Annotated in this window: 14 protein-coding genes; 11 read left to right on the top strand and 3 right to left on the bottom strand. The window is 61.0% G+C overall.

The annotated features are described in order from the left end of the window. Positions 1–152 precede the first annotated feature (152 nt). The 3 genes from EDE05_RS08095 to EDE05_RS08085 are packed head-to-tail and all read left to right on the top strand — an operon-like array spanning position 153 to position 3145. Entirely contained in the window at positions 153–1352 is a 1200-nt protein-coding gene (locus EDE05_RS08095; RefSeq protein WP_132409455.1) for an ROK family transcriptional regulator, read from the top strand. A gap of 31 nt (positions 1353–1383) precedes the next feature. Further along, positions 1384–2487, top strand: coding sequence for a Gfo/Idh/MocA family oxidoreductase (locus EDE05_RS08090; protein WP_132409457.1), 1104 nt, complete (start codon positions 1384–1386; stop codon positions 2485–2487). Positions 2488–2503: 16 nt separating this feature from the next. After that, complete coding sequence (locus EDE05_RS08085) at positions 2504–3145, top strand: ThuA domain-containing protein (RefSeq protein WP_105371389.1); 642 nt, start codon at positions 2504–2506, stop codon at positions 3143–3145. Positions 3146–3171: 26 nt separating this feature from the next. On the opposite strand, the gene EDE05_RS08080 is transcribed toward EDE05_RS08085, so the two are convergent. Then, positions 3172–5163, bottom strand: a complete 1992-nt coding sequence (locus EDE05_RS08080; protein WP_105371388.1) for an alpha-glucosidase — start codon at positions 5161–5163, stop codon at positions 3172–3174. 24 nt (positions 5164–5187) lie between these two features. Then, the gene (locus tag EDE05_RS08075) at positions 5188–5892 is read right to left on the bottom strand and encodes a GntR family transcriptional regulator (protein WP_105371387.1); all 705 of its coding nucleotides are present in this window, start codon (positions 5890–5892) and stop codon (positions 5188–5190) included. A gap of 98 nt (positions 5893–5990) precedes the next feature. Between EDE05_RS08075 and EDE05_RS08070 the strand changes: the two genes are divergently transcribed. The 4 genes from EDE05_RS08070 (at position 5991) to EDE05_RS08055 (ending at position 9814) form a co-directional block, all read left to right on the top strand. Next, positions 5991–7148 carry an LLM class flavin-dependent oxidoreductase gene (locus tag EDE05_RS08070; RefSeq protein ID WP_105371386.1) on the top strand — a complete coding sequence of 386 codons (1158 nt, stop codon included), beginning with the start codon at positions 5991–5993 and terminating at the stop codon, positions 7146–7148. After that, complete coding sequence (locus tag EDE05_RS08065; protein WP_105371385.1) at positions 7148–8041, top strand: aldo/keto reductase; 894 nt, start codon at positions 7148–7150, stop codon at positions 8039–8041. Before EDE05_RS08070 ends, EDE05_RS08065 begins: the two co-directional genes overlap by 1 nt. Then, positions 8041–8574: a flavin reductase family protein gene (locus tag EDE05_RS08060; RefSeq protein ID WP_105371569.1), complete on the top strand. Its 534-nt coding sequence runs from the start codon at positions 8041–8043 to the stop codon at positions 8572–8574. The genes EDE05_RS08065 and EDE05_RS08060 overlap by 1 nt, the downstream gene beginning before the upstream one ends. Positions 8575–8644: 70 nt before the next feature. Further along, the gene (locus EDE05_RS08055) at positions 8645–9814 is read left to right on the top strand and encodes a pyridoxal phosphate-dependent aminotransferase (RefSeq protein ID WP_105371384.1); all 1170 of its coding nucleotides are present in this window, start codon (positions 8645–8647) and stop codon (positions 9812–9814) included. A gap of 61 nt (positions 9815–9875) precedes the next feature. Here EDE05_RS08055 and EDE05_RS08050 read toward each other — a convergent pair whose 3' ends face one another. Beyond that, positions 9876–12272, bottom strand: a complete 2397-nt coding sequence (locus tag EDE05_RS08050; RefSeq protein ID WP_105371383.1) for a DNA translocase FtsK — start codon at positions 12270–12272, stop codon at positions 9876–9878. Positions 12273–12424: 152 nt separating this feature from the next. Here EDE05_RS08050 and EDE05_RS08045 point away from each other — a divergent pair, with 152 nt between their 5' ends. From EDE05_RS08045 to ntrB, 4 genes are all read left to right on the top strand, one after another. After that, complete coding sequence (locus EDE05_RS08045; RefSeq protein WP_105371382.1) at positions 12425–13012, top strand: ANTAR domain-containing response regulator; 588 nt, start codon at positions 12425–12427, stop codon at positions 13010–13012. A 37-nt stretch (positions 13013–13049) separates the two neighbouring features. Beyond that, complete coding sequence (locus tag EDE05_RS08040; protein WP_205839316.1) at positions 13050–14327, top strand: CmpA/NrtA family ABC transporter substrate-binding protein; 1278 nt, start codon at positions 13050–13052, stop codon at positions 14325–14327. A 343-nt stretch (positions 14328–14670) separates the two neighbouring features. Then, a complete protein-coding gene (locus tag EDE05_RS08035; RefSeq protein WP_105371380.1) occupies positions 14671–15969 on the top strand; it encodes a CmpA/NrtA family ABC transporter substrate-binding protein in 1299 nt (432 codons plus the stop codon). A 56-nt stretch (positions 15970–16025) separates the two neighbouring features. After that, positions 16026–16919 carry a nitrate ABC transporter permease gene (gene ntrB / locus EDE05_RS08030; RefSeq protein WP_105371379.1) on the top strand — a complete coding sequence of 298 codons (894 nt, stop codon included), beginning with the start codon at positions 16026–16028 and terminating at the stop codon, positions 16917–16919. Positions 16920–16922 lie beyond the last annotated feature (3 nt).

Here is a 16922-nt window from a genome sequence, read left to right as displayed (position 1 = left end):
AATGGGAAAACGCCTATTGCCGCGCCAACCTCCGAGGAAGATGCAAATTTTTGTTGCGTCCTGCAGAAAATCGGTACTAGAAGATGACTGATTTAATTTGCCTCACGAAATAAATCGCGGCGCGATTCACTCGTCAGGCCTTGAGAGTGCCGATGAAGACCGCCGATCCCGAGCTGATGCGTGCCATCAATCGCCTGAGCGTGCTGGATACGATCCGCCGCCATGGCGCCATTTCCCGCGTGGAAATAAGCGAGCGCACCGAGCTTTCCACGACCACCGTTTCGGCAATCACGGCCTCGCTTCTCGATGATGGGCTGATCCTCACCCGCCACGAAGGCGATATACGCAATGAAGCCGTGCGCGGGAGGCCGCGGGTCATGCTGGAGGTCAATCCGGATGCTGCCCGCGTCGTGGGGGCGAAGATCGCCGCGAGCCGCATGGTTTTTGTCGTCGCCAATTTCAGGGGCGACGTGCTCTCGACGCTGACACTCCCGATTCGCATCGACCGGCAGCCGATCGCCGTCATTGCCGACCTGGTCGAAGATGGCGTCCGCCGCTGCGTCGTTGATGCGGGGCTGTCGCTGGAGGATGTCGACAGCGTCTGCCTCGGGCTGCCGGGCGTCATAGAACATCGCACCGGCTATATCCGCTCGAGCCCCATCTTTCGCGAAACCAATATCGATTTTGCCGCAGAAATGACGGCGCGCCTTTCGACGCCGACGATCATCGAAAGCGACGCGCATGCCATCACCCTCGCCCACCACTGGTTCGGTAAGGCCCGTGAGTTGGAGGATATGGTGCTGATCTCGCTCGAGCAGACGCTGGGGCTTGGCGTATTGCACCGCAATCGCCTCTTCCGAGGCGCCGGCGGCCTCAGCCACAACCTTGGGGATCTCGTGCTTGGCATGGGAGCACAAGGGATTGTCCGGCTTTCCAGCCAGGCCGGGGAAAGCGCGATCCTGGGGGAGAAGCAGGCCGACGGGCGTTTTGCCGAAGCAGTGCGGCTTGGAAGAGGCATGACCCATGTGCAGGCGCTGATCCAGGCCGATGATGACAGGCTGATCGCCGCAGCGGTGCGTGCCGGCGAAGCCGTCGGCATTACGATAGCCAATATCGTCACCCTGTTCGCCCCGCCACGGGTCATTCTGGTCGGCTCGTCGCTGGCTCTGGGGGAGCCGTTCCTGAACAGCCTTCGCGACGCCTATGCGCTTGCGGTGCCACCCTCGCTCAAAGGTGTCAGTGAACTCGTTTTCGACGATTCCACTGACGATTTCTGGGCGCAGGGAGCCGCTGCGGTTGCCCTTTACGAACTTTATGAATCGCCCTGGAGCACCACGGGACCCGCGCTCTGAGCGGAAAATGCAATTATCGGGAGGAGGAATAATGAACAAGGTCGGCATCGGCATCATTGGATGCGGCAATATTTCAGGCGCCTATCTGAAGGCGATGACCGCTGACTTTCCCATTCTCGACATTCGCGGCTTGGCCGACCTCAACCGCGAGCTGGCCGAGGCCAAGGCCTCCGAGTTCGGTCTGCCGGCGAGAACGGTAGACGAATTGCTTGGCGATCCGACGGTGGAGATCATCGTCAATCTGACTGTTCCGAAAGCGCATGTGGCGGTCGGTCTGCAGGCGCTCGACGCGGGAAAGCACACCTATTCGGAAAAGCCGCTCGGGATTAATTTCGCCGAGGGGAAAAAACTGGCGGAGGTGGCGAAGGCGAAAGGCCTGCGCATCGGCGCCGCTCCCGATACCTTCCTGGGCGGTGGTCACCAGACCGCCCGCGCATTGATCGATCAAGGTGTTATCGGCATCCCAGTCGGCGGCACCGCCACCTTCATGTGCCCCGGCCACGAGCGCTGGCACCCGAACCCTGCCTTTTATTACGAAGTGGGCGGCGGGCCTATGCTCGATATGGGGCCTTATTACATCACCGATCTCGTCAACCTTCTAGGCCCGGTCGCGCAGGTCGCAGGCTTCGCAATCACGCCCCGCAAGGAGCGCATCGTAACCAGCGAACCCCGCAACGGCGAGCGCATTCCCGTCCATGTGCCCACGCATGTCGCCGGCGTCATGGCATTTGCCAACGGCGCGGTCGTGCAGATCGGCATGAGCTTCGATGTTGCGGGCCACAAGCATGTGCCGCTCGAGGTCTACGGCACGGAAGGTACGTTGATCGTTCCGGACCCGAACCGTTTCGGCGGCCCGGTCGAGTACCTCAAGAAGGGTGGCCAGTTCGAAGATCAACCCGTGACCATGCCCTATGCGGACGGCAACTATCGGTCGATCGGGGTGGCGGACATGGCCCACGCGATCCGCTCCAACCGGGCACATCGCGCCAACGGCGATCTGGCGCTGCATGTGCTGGAGGTCATGGAAGCGTTCCATACCGCCGCCGAAACCGCCCGAACGATCGAAATCACCACCGCCGTGGTGCGCCCGGCGCCGCTCTCCGACTCCCTCGTCGACGGCCGGCTCGCCAAGTAAATTCCAGGAGGAAGACATGAAAGAAGCATTGATCGTCTGGGGCGGATGGAGCGGACATGAGCCGCAGGAATGCGCAGCCATCATCAAGGACATGCTCGAAGAGGACGGGTTCAAGGTCTATCTCGAACATTCGACCGAAGCCTTCGCCGATCCCTCGATCCATGACCTGAGCCTGATCGTCCCGATCATGACCATGTCGAAGATCGAGAAGGAAGAGGTCAAGAACCTTGCGGCCGCAGTCGAAAGCGGCGTCGGCATCGCCGGCTATCACGGCGGCGCAGGCGACGCTTTTCGCGAATCCGTCGACTATCAGTTCATTATCGGCGGCCAATGGGTCGCCCATCCCGGCAACATCATCGACTACACGGTCAACATCACCAAGCCGGACGATCCGCTGGTGGAAGGGATCACCGATTTCCCCTACACATCCGAGCAATATTACATGCACATCGACCCTTCGAATGAGGTGCTCGCGACCACCACCTTCACAGGCGACCATGCCTACTGGATCGACGGCGTCGTCATGCCGGTCGTCTGGAAGCGTAAATACGGCAAGGGCCGCGTCTTTTATTCCTCGCTCGGCCATCAGGCGAAGGAATTCGACGTGCCGCAGATGAAGACCATCTTCCGCCGCGGTGCGAATTGGGCTGCGCGTTGATATAGGTACGGGCGACGGAGTCGCCCCTATATCCCTCTTAAGGCGGCAAAGGTTTCCTTGAACAAGGCATCCGCCCGGTAGAAGACCGGTGGATGGCCGATCGGCGAAGCAACCGTCACTTCTTCCCCACCGGCAAACTCCTCGCCACTCCACACATGCACCCAATCTGCCCCTTCCGGCAGATAAACCAGGCGCTCTTCCTGCGCAGCGTGCCACACCGGCGCCACCAGCAGTTCGGAGCCGTAGAGGTAGGCATCCTGAATCGCATAGGTCTTCGGATCGTGCTCGAAATGCAGGAAGAGAGGCCGCTGCACAGGCAGGCCGCAGGTGGACGCCTCCCGCGACAAGCTCTTCAGATATTTCCCGAGATGAACATAGATCCGCGTCATCCGCGCGAAGTGAGCAAGGACGTCAGGGTCCTGATCGACCTGCACATTGTCGCGCGGCCGGTTCCCCTCATGCGTTCGCATGACCGGCGTGAACGCGGCCATTTCCGCCCAGCGCATGATCAATTCGGGTGTGCGGACATTGCCGAAGAGGCTGGTGTAACCGCCTATGTCGGAATGATGATAGGCGTTCCCCAGCAGCCCCGACGACAGCGCCGCACAAATGACGGTCACCAGTCCATCATGCCGGGAAAAATCCACGGACTGATCCCCGCCCCAAAGCAGCGGACAGTGCCTCTGCACGCCCGTGAAGCCGGCCCGCATGAAGAACAGCGCGTCCCCCGCCCTGCCGCGGCTTTCGACCGCCATGGCATTGACCTCGGCCCACAGCGTCGGCCAGGCATTATGCATCAGCTTGGCATCTATGCCGTTCGCAAGCTCGACGTCGATCGGAAGATATTCGCCGAAGTCGGCCATCCATCCGGACAGTCCATAGTCCAGCATACGCCGACCGATGATTTCCTCGGCAAACCAGTCGGCGGCTTCCGGGTTGGTGAAGTCGACGACGCCACAGTCGAACTCGCCGAAATCGACGATCGCCGTACGGCCGAGCTGGTCCTTGGCGAAATAACCGGCGGCTTCGGCCTCCGGGAAAAGAGATCCGTCGACAGCGAGATAGGGGTTCACATAACCCAGGAACCGGATGCCTTCGTCATTCAGGGCAGCAATGCGTTGCCGCAGATCGGGATAACGTTCCTCGTTGGCCTGCCAGTCCCAGAAAAGGCGTGAGCCGAACGAGGTCTGGCGGATGCCGACCCAATCTTCGCACCAGAGGCCGGAAACCTGCACCCCGGCTTTTCGCATCTTCTCCAGTCGCTCGAAGGAATTGGAGCCATCCTTGAGACCGATGATTGCTCCCTTGTAGACCCAGTCCGGCAACTCCGGCTGCCGGCCAAAACGCAGTGACAGCATGGTCACAAGCTCGGCAAAGGTCGGAGCGCAGTAAAATTCGATCCGCTCCGGCACGGCCCACACCTCAAGCTCGTGAAATGACCGGCGGCGAAAATCGAAGATGGAATAGGCAGTCGTCTCGACATGCAGCGCATATCGGGCAGAGGAGAGATAGGTCGGCTGGGGATAGTTGGTGTTGTAGTAATCTCCCCCGGCCTTGTCCTTGAGATCGGATTTGAACGTGATCTCGCTCGTCTTGTCGCGGCCGACGCCAGGTTCGGAGGTCCAGAGCGGAAAACGGCGCCCACGCATGTCGAAATAGGACATTTGCTCGCCGCCGCCCCAGACATGCTCGTCATGTTCGGCGTGGATGCGGATCCAGAAACGATTGATGCTGTCGTCCAGCGATCGGAAAAAGATCGTGGATCCCTCGATCGTCAGCTCCAGACGCGGCGGCAGGCCCTCAGCCTCCGACAGGCTAATCTTTGAACCATCCACCTCTGCATGCCGTAGCGGGCTGCGTTCGACGATATAATCCTCGACCTCGAAATTGCCGCGATACATATCCATCCGTTCCTGGCCATGCCCGACGAAGACGGACGGGGACGAGGCCGTATGCTGCAGGACCGTGCGGCCGCTCAAAGAGATGGAGAAACCTTCAGATGTCGCGTGGAATTTCATCATTCTGCTAATCAATTGAGATCCCTACCGGAGTCGCGACACGTAACGTGCCACCGAATGATCGAACCAGGTGCGGGAGACCTCGGCCACCGCACCGTCCTGCGCCTGACTGAGCCGCAATACGTGGGGAATCGGGGCGCCGGGTCTTTGCCCGAATGTCGGCGGAGCCCATTCGGGCACCGTGTCGAGATCGATCCTGTCCTCGGCCTTCGAGATCCAAAGACCGAGCCGGGTCCGATAATAGAGGTAGAGGGATTCCGAGAGATCTGCGGCCGTGATCGAGGGCGTATAGGACCCGTCGAGCCAGATCTCTTCCAGGGCCGCCATCTGCCCGGACAGCCGACGAATGCGGCGAATGCGATGTCCTTCCGGCGAAAAGCCGAATTTCGGCAATATCCCCGGTTTGTCGAGCCGAGTCACATCCAGCACTTCCGCCGTCGGCAATCCGCCGCCCTGGATGAGCTCCAGTCGGAACATCGCATAGACACTTCTCGGATCGCTCACCGCCCGGACGTAGTTGCCGGATCCCTGCACCCGCTCGAGGAGCCCCCGCGCCTGAAGCTCCGCCAGCGCCTTGCGCAGCGTCCCGACCGCAATGCCGAGCTGCGTGGCCATATCCCGCTCCGGCGCAAGCTTCTCGCCGTCGATTAGCCGGCCGGCAGCGATGTCGCGCACGAGCAGCTCGGTGATCTGCAGATAGATAGGCAGACTGCCGGGATGGCTCTCCATGAACTCTTTTCTCCTCCCCGAGAAAAATTGATACATCATTGATCTACATCAAATCGGATGTTATGCAAGTGACAATCGTCAAGGACGGAGGAGCGTTTATGAGTGTTGTGCCGATTACATCGCCGGAGCTCGATGCGGCGGAGGTCTCCTGGTTTTCGGCGCTGTGTTCGGACGACTATGCCTATCTCGGCGTACCCGAGGACAGTCTGAAATCGAGCTGGGAGCATTGCTCGGATATCGTCAAACGAGCGGAAAAACTAGGCTTCCGCAATATCCTCTGCCCCTCCTCCTACCAGGTCGGCCAGGATACGCTGAGCTTCGTCGCGGCCTGTTCGCAGATCACCGAGAAGATCAATCTTCTGGCCGCGATCCGTTGCGGGGAGATGCAGCCGATCATGCTTGCCCGCACCGTGGCCACCCTCGATCACATGCTGAAGGGCCGGCTGACCCTCAACGTCATCAGTTCCGATTTTCCGGGCGAGATCGCTGACAGCGCCTTCCGCTACCGGCGCAGCCATGAGGTGGTGCAGATCCTCCGGCAGGCCTGGACGCGCGAGACAATCGATCACGAAGGCGAGGTGTATCAATTCAAGGGCGTTTCGACCGAACCCGCGCGACCTTACCAACAGAATGGCGGCCCCCTTCTCTATTTCGGAGGCTATTCGCCGGATGCGCTGGAGCTTTGCGGCGCGCAGTGCGACGTCTATCTGATGTGGCCGGAACCCAAGGATCAGATCGCCGAGCGCATGAAGGCTGTCAATGAACGGGCACAGGCGCACGGCCGCACGCTGGATTATGGCCTGCGGGTCCATATGATCGTTCGCGATACCGAACAGGAAGCACGGGAATACGCCGAACATCTGGTCTCGAAGCTGGATGACGAATACGGCCGGCTGATCCGCAGCCGCGCTCATGACAGCATTTCCCTCGGTGTTTCACATCAGGCCCGCACCCGCGAACTCGCGGATAAATTCGGCTATGTGGAGCCGCATCTGTGGACCGGCATCGGCCGGGCACGTTCCGGCTGCGGCGCGGCACTTGTAGGATCCGTCGACCAAGTACTTTCGGAGATTGAGGCTTACCAGAAAATGGGTATCCGCGCCTTCATCTTTTCCGGTTACCCTCATCTCGACGAGGCGGAACATTTCGGCCAGAAGGTGCTGCCGCAGCTAAAGACCTGCTCCCTGCCGCATGCCTATGGTCGCGTGCCGGCAGAGACCCCCGCAACGTCCCTCGGTACAGGAAGACGCCACTGATGGACCGCATTCAACTTTCGCCCGAACTGAAACTGAGCCGCCTCGTCTATGGCACCTGGCGCATCTGTGACGATCCGGACACCTCACCCAAGCATGTCCAGGCGAAGATCGAGGCCTGCCTCGCTAAGGGCATCACCACCATGGACCACGCCGATATCTACGGAGGCTATACGGCCGAGGCGATCTTCGGCGCGGCGCTGAAGGCCTCGCCTTCCCTGCGCGACAAGATCGAAATCGTCACCAAATGCGGCATCGTTGCGCCTGCGGGCCGGCATTCCTCAGTCCGCGGCAAGCATTACGATACCAGTGCCGCACACATCAATGCTTCGGTCGAGGCGTCGCTGCGCGACCTCGCAACCGAACACATCGACCTGCTGCTGATCCACCGTCCCGACCCTTTCATGGATCCGGACGAAACGGGACCGGCGCTCGACGCGCTCGTCGCCTCCGGAAAGGTTCGCGCCGTCGGCGTTTCGAATTTCCGGCCGTGGGACTATTCGCTGCTTCAGTCGTCCATGGAAAACACGCTGGTCACCAACCAGATCGAGATGAGCCTTCTCGCTGCCGAAGCCTTTACCAACGGCGACCTCGCATACCTTCAGGAGCGGATGATTGCGCCCATGGCCTGGTCACCGCTTGGGGGAGGCTCACTCTTCAAGCCGGAAAATGCCGCTTTGATGAAGCTTCTGGAGCGGGTCGCCGGCGAACACGATGTCGATGCAACCGCAGTGGCGCTCGCCTGGCTGCTCGCGCATCCGGCCAATATCCTGCCGGTTCTCGGCACCAACAATATCGCCCGCATCGCGGCGAGCGTAGATGCCATGAAGGTCAAGATCGACCGCCAGACCTGGTTCGAACTCTACACCGCAGCCCTTGGAAAGCAGGTGCCATGATGCCTTCAGCCGACACCATCCAGAGCCTGAAAGAACAGCTCTTCATCCCCAATGCATCGACTGCAAGGCATTATCGCAATGCGCTCGGCACGTTCACGACGGGAGTGACGGTGGTGACGGCAAAGACGCCGAAAGGGCCGATCGGCATGACGGTGAACAGCTTCACCTCCGTGTCGCTCGACCCGCCGCTCGTCCTCTGGTCACCGGCCAAGAGCTCGAGCCGGCATCCGGCCTTCACCGCTGCGGATCATTTCGCGATCCATGTGCTGAGTGCGGAGCAGGATCGCCTAAGCGCCCGCTTCACGCGCGGCGGACTTGGGTTTGACGAGCTGGAGTGGAGCGAAAACAGCGAGGGTGTACCGGTCATTCCCGGCACACTCGCCCGGTTCGAATGCCGGCTCACCTCTATGCACGACGCCGGAGACCACACGCTGCTCATCGGCCTCGTCCTGCGTGCCGCCCATCGCGAAGGCGATCCGCTGTGTTTCTCGCGCGGCATGTTCGGACGTTTTGAGAGCGCGGGCAGCCAGTAGCCGGGAAAAATGTTGACCTCTCTGCGGAGTTGAGCCTAGGCAGGGAAGACGCAATTCCGACAGGCCAATCATGACAATCATCAGACCGGACATCAGCGCCCGCGCCGCGGCAGCGCCCCGCAGCGGCATCGGCGAAATCGTGACCTACGCCCGAGGCCGCGAAAACCTGATGCCGCTCTGGATCGGCGAAGGCGACCTTCCAACGCCCGATTTCATCACCCGCGCAGCCAGCGAAGCGCTTCTCGCCGGAGAAACCTTCTATACCTGGACCCAAGGCATTCCGGCGCTTCGCGAAGCGATCGTCCGCTATTACCAGCGGCACTACGGAGTAACCCTTGCGCTTGACAACATCTATGTCACCGGCTCGGGCATGCAGTCGATCGTGCTTGCGATCCAGACGGTTGCATCTGCCGGCGACGAGATCATCCACCTCTCGCCGGCATGGCCGAATGTGGTGAATGCGATCGGCGTTTCGGAAGCGAAGCCGGTTGCCGTGGAACTGGGCTTTGAGGACGGACGCTGGGTGCTCGACATGGAACGGCTGAAAGCGGCAATCACGCCGAAGACCAGCGCGCTCTTTATCAACTCGCCATCCAATCCGACCGGCTGGACGGCAACCCGCGAGGATTTAAAGGCGGTCCTCGAACTCGCCCGCCAGCACGGCCTCTGGATCATCGCCGACGAAATCTACGGTCTCTATTATTTCAATGGCGCCCGCGCGCCGTCCTTCATGGACGTCATCGAGCCGGAAGACCGGATCATCTTCGCCAATTCCTTCTCGAAGAACTGGTGCATGACCGGCTGGCGCGTCGGTTGGATGGTAGCACCTGCCGAGATCGGCCAGACACTGACCAATCTCATCCAGTATTCGACCTCAGGCGTTGCTCAGTTCATGCAAAAGGGCGCGATTGCTGCACTCGACGAAGGGGACGATTTCGTCCGCACCAATATCGAACGGGCACGCATATCCCGCGATATCCTCTGCGACGCGCTGATCGCCACCAACCGCGTCGAAACCCGTAAGCCGGATGGCGCTCTCTACGCCTTCCTGAAGATCGATGGCGTCACCGACAGCCGCGAAGAGGCGTTCAGGATCGTCGACAAGACGGGCGTCGGCATGGCGCCGGGAACCGCCTTTGGGCCGGGCGGCCAGGGTTTCATGCGCGCATGCTATCTGCGCGATCCGCTGCAGATCGAGGATGCGGCGAACCGGCTGAGCGACTATATCCGTAGCCGATAAGTCGCACTCTCCACCAAATGAGCTGCACCAATCCCACCTCCCCACGAAGGGAAATGGGTCGTCAATCGCCGAAATCCTCGGCCACGGCCACATTCGGGCGACCGCCGGCGATGATCTCGCGCTTGCCGACATGGTTCGCAGGCCCGACCAAACCTTCCTGCTCCATGCGTTCGACCAGGGAGGCGGCGCGGTTATAGCCGATCGACAGGCGCCGCTGGATATAGGAGGTCGAGCACTTCTTGTCCTTCATGACCACCTTGACCGCTTTTTCGTAAAGCTCGTCGCTGTCGTCACCGCCCATGGCGCTCTTATCGAAGACGGCTTCCTGCGAAACGTCCTCTTCTTCCGCCTCGTCCTCATCCTCGGTGACCGTGCCGAGATAATCCGGCCGGCCCTGGGTCTTGAGATGACGCACGACGGATTCCACTTCGGCATCCGACACGAAAGGTCCGTGGACGCGGGAAATCCGACCGCCGCCTGCCATGTGCAGCATGTCGCCCTGGCCGAGCAGGTGCTCGGCGCCCTGCTCGCCTAGGATCGTGCGGCTGTCGATCTTCGAGGTCACCTGGAAGGAGATGCGGGTCGGGAAGTTCGCCTTGATGGTGCCGGTAATGACGTCGACCGAAGGGCGCTGGGTCGCCATGATGAGATGGATGCCGGCGGCACGCGCCATCTGCGCCAACCGCTGGATCGCGCCTTCGATATCTTTCCCGGCCACCATCATCAGATCGGCCATTTCGTCGACGATGACGACGATGTAGGGCATCGGCGACAGATCGAGCTCCTGATCCTCGTAGACGATCTCGCCCGTGCTGCGGTCAAACCCGGTTTGCACGCTGACGGTGATCACCTCACCCTTGTCGCGGGCAAGCGCCGCGCGCTGATTGTAGCCATCGATATTGCGGACACCGAGGCGCGACATCTTGCGATAGCGGTCCTCCATCTCGCGCACCGCCCATTTCAGCGCAAGAACGGCTTTCTTGGGATCGGTAACGACGGGGGTCAGGAGATGCGGGATTCCGTCATAGACGGAAAGCTCGAGCATCTTCGGATCGATCATGATCAGCCGGCACTCTTCCGGGCGCAGCCGGTAGAGGAGCGACAGGATCATGGTGTTGATGGCAACCGATTTGCCCGAGCCGGTGGTGCCGGCGACGAGCAGATGCGGCATCTTGGCAAGCTCGGCGATGACGGGTTCGCCGCCGATGGTCTTGCCGAGGCAGAGCGCCAGCCGATGCTTGGTCTCCCAATAATCCTCGCATTCGATCAGCTCGCGGAAATAGACTGTCTCGCGGGTCGCATTCGGTAGTTCGATGCCGATCACATTACGACCGGGCACAACGGCGACACGCGCCGAAAGCGCCGACATCGACCGGGCGATATCATCCGAGAGGCCGATGACACGGGAAGATTTCACACCCGGCGCGGGCTCGAACTCGTAAAGCGTAACGACCGGGCCCGGCCGCACGTCGATGATCTCCCCGCGAATGCCGAAGTCCTCAAGAACGCTTTCGAGCAGGCCGGCACTCTGCTGCAGGGCATCCGGCTGAAACGCCTGGCCGCGCTCGCCTTGCGGCTCCTGCAGCAGGGAGATCGGTGGGAATTCATATTCCGCCACGGCCGGACGAACAGCCCGCGCACGTGGAAGCTCGGGCTGCGGCACCGCGGCAGCGGTGATAACAGGTACCGGTTGCGGCGGCTCTGCCAGAACGGGAGCCAGGGCCTTCGCGGCCGGCCGCGGAGCAACCTGAACGGGAACCACGGGCTCCGGAACCTTGATCGGCTCCGGCCTCGGAGACGGTGCAACGACGACGGCGCGGGCAGCCGGCTTTCGGGGCACCTCGCGGTAAAGATTGGTCACCGGTTGACCTGGCTGCGCCGCGATTGGCCGCATTTCCGGTTGAAGAGGAACAACCAGTGGTTCGACAGGCGCCGAGCCTTCCAGTTCGAACGGCATCACATCCCAGAATGCAAAGTCGGAAATTGCGATATCCCGCCGGCTTTCGGTAGGTGCCGCCATCACGGGAATTGCCTCTCGGTACGAAATGATCATGGTTTGCTCTTCGGCCGCGGTTCGCCGCATCGTCGCGGCGAGCCTCTGCAGGCCCGCTATTTCCTCGACCGGCACTATCGCCTGTTCAGCGACGGCTTCCGAATCATGGTCGGCGGCGTTGATGAACATCTCCGAGGAAACGGCTTCCGCCTCGCCGCCCGTCTCTGTGACGGCGGACGGGCCGGAAGGCTCGGTACCGAGCGGCCTCCGGTGCAAGACGCTTTCGGGCGTCCGCGTGAAGCGCACGTTCGGCGCAAGCCGAAACGCGGCCTGCCACGGCGCCTGCTCCAGCACGGGCTGGTTGAAATCCTCGAGACTCTTGGGATGGGCGCGCTCCTGCGCGGCATCGCCTTCGGCACCGGATTGGTCGGAACTCTGGGGAAAATTAAGACGTGAAAATTGCATGAGACCCGGACGAGATACGAGGATGGCACATCCTTTCATTAAGTAAAAAATAAAGGTTAACCGCTTCTTTCCAGACTGCCTCGCGACGATGCAATTCAGGCAATTGATGATCACGCTTGCCAAGGTTGCTGCACTGCGGCAACATTATATGAATGCGGGCTCCCGATCTCACCATTCTGGTCATGGACGAAAATGCCATCCGCGCTTCCATCATCGAGGAAGGGCTGCGGGAGGCTGGCCACAGCAATGTGACGGTCATCCATGAGGTTCAGGGCGTCGCCCGGATCATCGAAACCTTGAAGCCGGACGTCATCGTCATCGATATCGAAAACCCCAATCGCGACATGATGGAGCACCTTTTCCAGCTCACCCGCACCGTGAGCAGACCGATCGCCATGTTCGTAGACCGGTCCGATACGGCACTTATCGAGGCGGCGATGGAAGCAGGGGTCTCAGCTTATGTCGTTGACGGGCTGAAGAAGGAGCGCGTCAAATCGATCCTCGACATGGCGGTCAGCCGTTTCAACGCCTTCAGCCGCCTTCAGCGTGAACTGGCCGAAGCGAAATCGGCGCTGGAGGAGCGCAAGGTCATTGAGCGCGCCAAGGGCATTCTGATGAAGATGCGCGGCCTTTCGGAAGAGGAAGCATTCGCGCTGCTTCGCCAGACTGCCATGAATGAAAAAAAGAAGATGTCGGAGATCGCGCAAAGCGTCGTGACCGCCGCCGGACTTTTGATGTGATGTTTTCGCCCAGGAAGATTTCCGGGAGAAAGCCGGAGTGAACATGATGACGAAAATCGGCCAATCCGGAAGCGACCTCCCCACGCCCGCGCGCGTCAATGGCGAAGGTCCGAGAGTTTTGCGCGCCGGCTTCATTCCGCTGGTGGACGCCTCCGTGCTGATCGCCGCCGCCGAATTCGGCTTTGCGCGCAAGGAGGGCGTGACGCTTGACCTGGTGAAGGACGTATCCTGGGCGAATGTGCGCGATCGCCTCGCCTTCCGTCAGTTCGAAATCGCCCACATGCTGTCGCCGATGCCGGTCGCCTCCATGCTGGGGCTCGGCTCGAATCCATCGCCCACCATCACGCCGTTCTCGCTTGGCCAGGGCGGCAATGCCATCACCCTTTCCACCCGCCTTTTCGAACGCATGCGAGAGATTGCGGGGATTGCCGAAAACGCCACCGCTCTCGAAAACGCGGAAGCTTTGGCAAAGGTACTGGAGGTGATGAGAAAACGGGGAGAGCCTTTGCCGACGCTCGGCATGACCTACCCTTTTTCCTCGCACAATTACGAATTTCGCTACTGGCTTGCAGCAGGAGGAATAGATCCGGATCGTGACGTGAAGCTGGTCGTCGTCCCGCCGCCGATGACCTCGGACGCCCTCGCAGCGGGTGCGATCGACGGGTTCTGCGTCGGCGCGCCATGGAATATGGTGGCCTCCGAACGTGGTGTGGGCCGCATCGTCGCTGCCAAGCAGGATATCTGGCCGTCAGCACCGGAAAAAGTGATCGGCATGCGGCCGGACTGGGCCGAAAGCCGGCCAGAGACCGTATCGCGGCTCCTCGTGGCGCTCGATGAGGCAGCCCGCTGGTGCGACCGGCCTGAAAATCACGATGCGCTCGCCGAAGCCCTGGCCAGCCCCCGCTTCATCGCCGCGCCGGTGGATATCATCCGCCACGTTCTTGCGGGGCAATTCAGCCTCGACGCCAAGGGAAACCGCCGGATCATCGAGGACTATTTCACGTTTCATCGCGGCTTTGCGAATTATCCCCGCCCCAGCCACGCCCTCTGGCTCTACAGTCAGATGATCCGCTGGGGTCAGGCAGAGTTCAACGAACGGGGACTTCGCGCGGCGGCAAGCGCCTACCGACCCGACCTTTACCGTGCCGCCTTGGGCACCGGTCCGGCCAATGCCGATATCGGTATCGAAGGCGAACGCGATGGCGATCGCTTCATGGACGGCCATGTCTTCGACCCGTCCAACATCGCCGCCTATATTGAGAATTTCGCTGTCCGCAGCCCTTTGGCAGACAATGCCGAGCGACACGAAATCTGAGAATGCCGCAATCGGTGCACATCGTTTGCGCGCCTTCAATTTAGCAATCGCACAAAAATATTGCAGCACGGCACGCAGCTTCATATTTAAGCTGCGAATTTCATAGCGAAAATATTTCTTTAAATTCAGCGCTCTAGATCCCCACCCGCAAACTGGCACGCCCTTTGCATTGCTTTATCTGCACCGGTCAATGGCGACCGGCGCGGATAGGCGCGGCATAAGCGCTTACACAAGACACCGACGTCGCAAGGTCTTTGCTGTCCGGGATCCTCCCATCCCGTGGACGCAATTTCCGAGCGGCGTTTTTTTGTGCCTAAAACCGGCCAGCAGAGGGAACCTGCGCATGACCAAGATTTTGACGACCGGCATCACACGCCGCTGCATGCTCAAGACGACTGCCACTGCCGCCCTCATCGGCGCAGTCAAGACTGCCTTTCCGTCCGGTGCTTTCGCAGCCGGTGCTGGCCCGGAGGTAACCGGCGTCAAGCTCGGCTTCATCGCGCTCACCGATGCCGCTCCCCTCATCATTGCCAAGGAGAAGGGGCTTTTCGAAAAGCATGGCCTTCCTGATGCGGACGTCTCCAAGCAAGCCTCCTGGGGCGCGACCCGCGACAACCTCGTCCTCGGCGGCGCCGCGAACGGCATCGACGGAGCCCATATCCTTTCGCCGCTTCCCTATCTCATGCACACCGGCAAGGTGACGCAGAACAACAAGCCGGTGCCGATGGCGATCCTCGCTCGCCTGAATCTCGACAGCCAGGGCATTTCGGTCGCCAAGGAATATGCCGATACCGGCGTGCAACTCGATGCCTCCAGGCTGAAGGCTGCCTTCGAAAAGAAGAAGGCCGAGGGCAAGGAAATCAAGGCTGCCATGACCTTCCCGGGCGGCACCCACGACCTCTGGATCCGCTACTGGCTCGCCGCCGGCGGCATCGATCCGAACAAGGACGTATCCACCATCGTCGTGCCGCCGCCGCAGATGGTCGCCAACATGAAGGTCGGCAACATGGACGTCTTCTGTGTGGGCGAGCCATGGAACGAGCAACTCGTGAACCAGGGCATCGGGTTCACGGCCGCCACCACCGGCGAACTCTGGAAGGGGCACCCCGAAAAGGCGCTCGGCCTTCGCGCCGACTGGATCGAAAAGAACCCCAACGCCGGCAAGGCCCTGCTTATGGCCGTCATGGAAGCCCAGCAATGGTGCGACAGCATGGACAACAAGGCGGAAATGGCCGAGATCCTCGGCAAGCGCCAGTGGTTCAACGTTCCCGCGAAGGATGTTCTCGGCCGTCTCCAGGGCGACATCAACTACGGCAACGGCCGCGAGGCCAAGGGCACCGATCTTTACATGAAGTTCTGGAAGGATGGCGCCTCCTATCCGTTCAAGAGCCATGACACCTGGTTCATGGCCGAAAACGCCCGGTGGGGATACTTGCCCGCCGACACCGATATCAAGGCATTGGTAAATCAGGTGAACCGCGAGGATATCTGGCGCGTGGCCGCCAAGGAGCTTGGCGTCGCGGCTGCCGATATCCCCGCCTCGTCCTCGCGCGGCAAGGAAACCTTCTTCGACGGCAAGGTCTTCGACCCGGAAAATCCCTCGGCCTATCTCGACAGCCTTTCGATCAAGGCTGCGTCCTGAACCCCCGCCTCCGGCGCGTGACGGGCGCGCCGGCTTTTTATTCATAAGGAGCGCTGATGTCCGCCCTGGCAAAAAAAGAAAAACTCTCCACGATCGCCTCAGCCAAACCGGCTGGCAAAGTCGTCCCCTTTTCCGGCAGACAGGTCGCCAAGATCGATGTCCGCCGGATGGGGGCGGCCGCCTTGCGTAACGTTGTTCCGCCGGTCGTCGTCCTGGCGCTGATCCTACTCGTCTGGCAGGTACTTTGTTCGTCGCCGCAGGCCTCGCTGCCATCGCCGCATGTCGTCTGGACGGAAGCCTATGACCTGATCGCCTACCCCTTCTTCAACTATGGCTCCCAGGATATCGGATTAGGCTGGCGCGTCCTGGTATCTCTGCAGCGCGTCGCCTACGGCTTTGGGCTTGCCGCAATCGCCGGCGTCATCGTCGGCGCGATCATCGGCCAGTCCGTCTGGGCGATGCGCGGCCTTGACCCGATCTTCCAGGTCCTGCGCACCGTGCCGCCGCTCGCCTGGCTGCCGCTGTCGCTCGCCGCCTTCCAGGACTCAAACCCATCGGCAATCTTCGTAATCTTCATCACCTCGATCTGGCCGGTGATCATCAACACCGCCGTCGGCGTGCGCAATATCCCGCAGGATTATCGCAACGTCGCCCAGGTGCTGCGCCTTAACCAGTTCGAATTTTTCTTCAAGATCATGCTGCCGTCGGCGGCACCCTACATCTTCACCGGCCTGCGCATCGGTGTAGGCCTTTCCTGGCTCGCGATCGTCGCGGCCGAAATGCTGACCGGCGGTGTCGGCATCGGCTTCTTCATCTGGGATGCCTGGAACTCGTCGCGGCTGCCCGACATCATCGTCGCACTCGCCTATATCGGCGTTGTCGGCTTCGCCCTCGACAAGCTGGTTTCCGCGCTCGGCAAGATCATCACCCGCGGCGCTTCGGCAAACTGAGGA

It is taken from the genome of Neorhizobium sp. R1-B (assembly GCF_004368875.1).
Taxonomy (GTDB): domain Bacteria; phylum Pseudomonadota; class Alphaproteobacteria; order Rhizobiales; family Rhizobiaceae; genus Neorhizobium; species Neorhizobium huautlense.
This window is presented reverse-complemented; position numbering and strand designations above follow the sequence as displayed.

Bases quoted from the DNA above. Each gene is read 5' to 3' on its own strand.
- EDE05_RS08085 (WP_105371389.1), top strand. From the start codon at position 2,504: ATGAAAGAAGCATTGATCGTCTGGGGCGGATGGAGCGGACATGAGCCG.
- EDE05_RS08075 (WP_105371387.1), bottom strand. From the start codon at position 5,892: ATGGAGAGCCATCCCGGCAGTCTGCCTATCTATCTGCAGATCACCGAG.
- EDE05_RS08065 (WP_105371385.1), top strand. From the start codon at position 7,148: ATGGACCGCATTCAACTTTCGCCCGAACTGAAACTGAGCCGCCTCGTC.
- EDE05_RS08080 (WP_105371388.1), bottom strand. From the start codon at position 5,163: ATGAAATTCCACGCGACATCTGAAGGTTTCTCCATCTCTTTGAGCGGC.
- EDE05_RS08035 (WP_105371380.1), top strand. From the start codon at position 14,671: ATGACCAAGATTTTGACGACCGGCATCACACGCCGCTGCATGCTCAAG.
- ntrB (WP_105371379.1), top strand. From the start codon at position 16,026: ATGTCCGCCCTGGCAAAAAAAGAAAAACTCTCCACGATCGCCTCAGCC.
- EDE05_RS08050 (WP_105371383.1), bottom strand. From the start codon at position 12,272: ATGCAATTTTCACGTCTTAATTTTCCCCAGAGTTCCGACCAATCCGGT.
- EDE05_RS08070 (WP_105371386.1), top strand. From the start codon at position 5,991: ATGAGTGTTGTGCCGATTACATCGCCGGAGCTCGATGCGGCGGAGGTC.
- EDE05_RS08045 (WP_105371382.1), top strand. From the start codon at position 12,425: ATGCGGGCTCCCGATCTCACCATTCTGGTCATGGACGAAAATGCCATC.
- EDE05_RS08055 (WP_105371384.1), top strand. From the start codon at position 8,645: ATGACAATCATCAGACCGGACATCAGCGCCCGCGCCGCGGCAGCGCCC.
- EDE05_RS08060 (WP_105371569.1), top strand. From the start codon at position 8,041: ATGCCTTCAGCCGACACCATCCAGAGCCTGAAAGAACAGCTCTTCATC.
- EDE05_RS08090 (WP_132409457.1), top strand. From the start codon at position 1,384: ATGAACAAGGTCGGCATCGGCATCATTGGATGCGGCAATATTTCAGGC.
- EDE05_RS08095 (WP_132409455.1), top strand. From the start codon at position 153: ATGAAGACCGCCGATCCCGAGCTGATGCGTGCCATCAATCGCCTGAGC.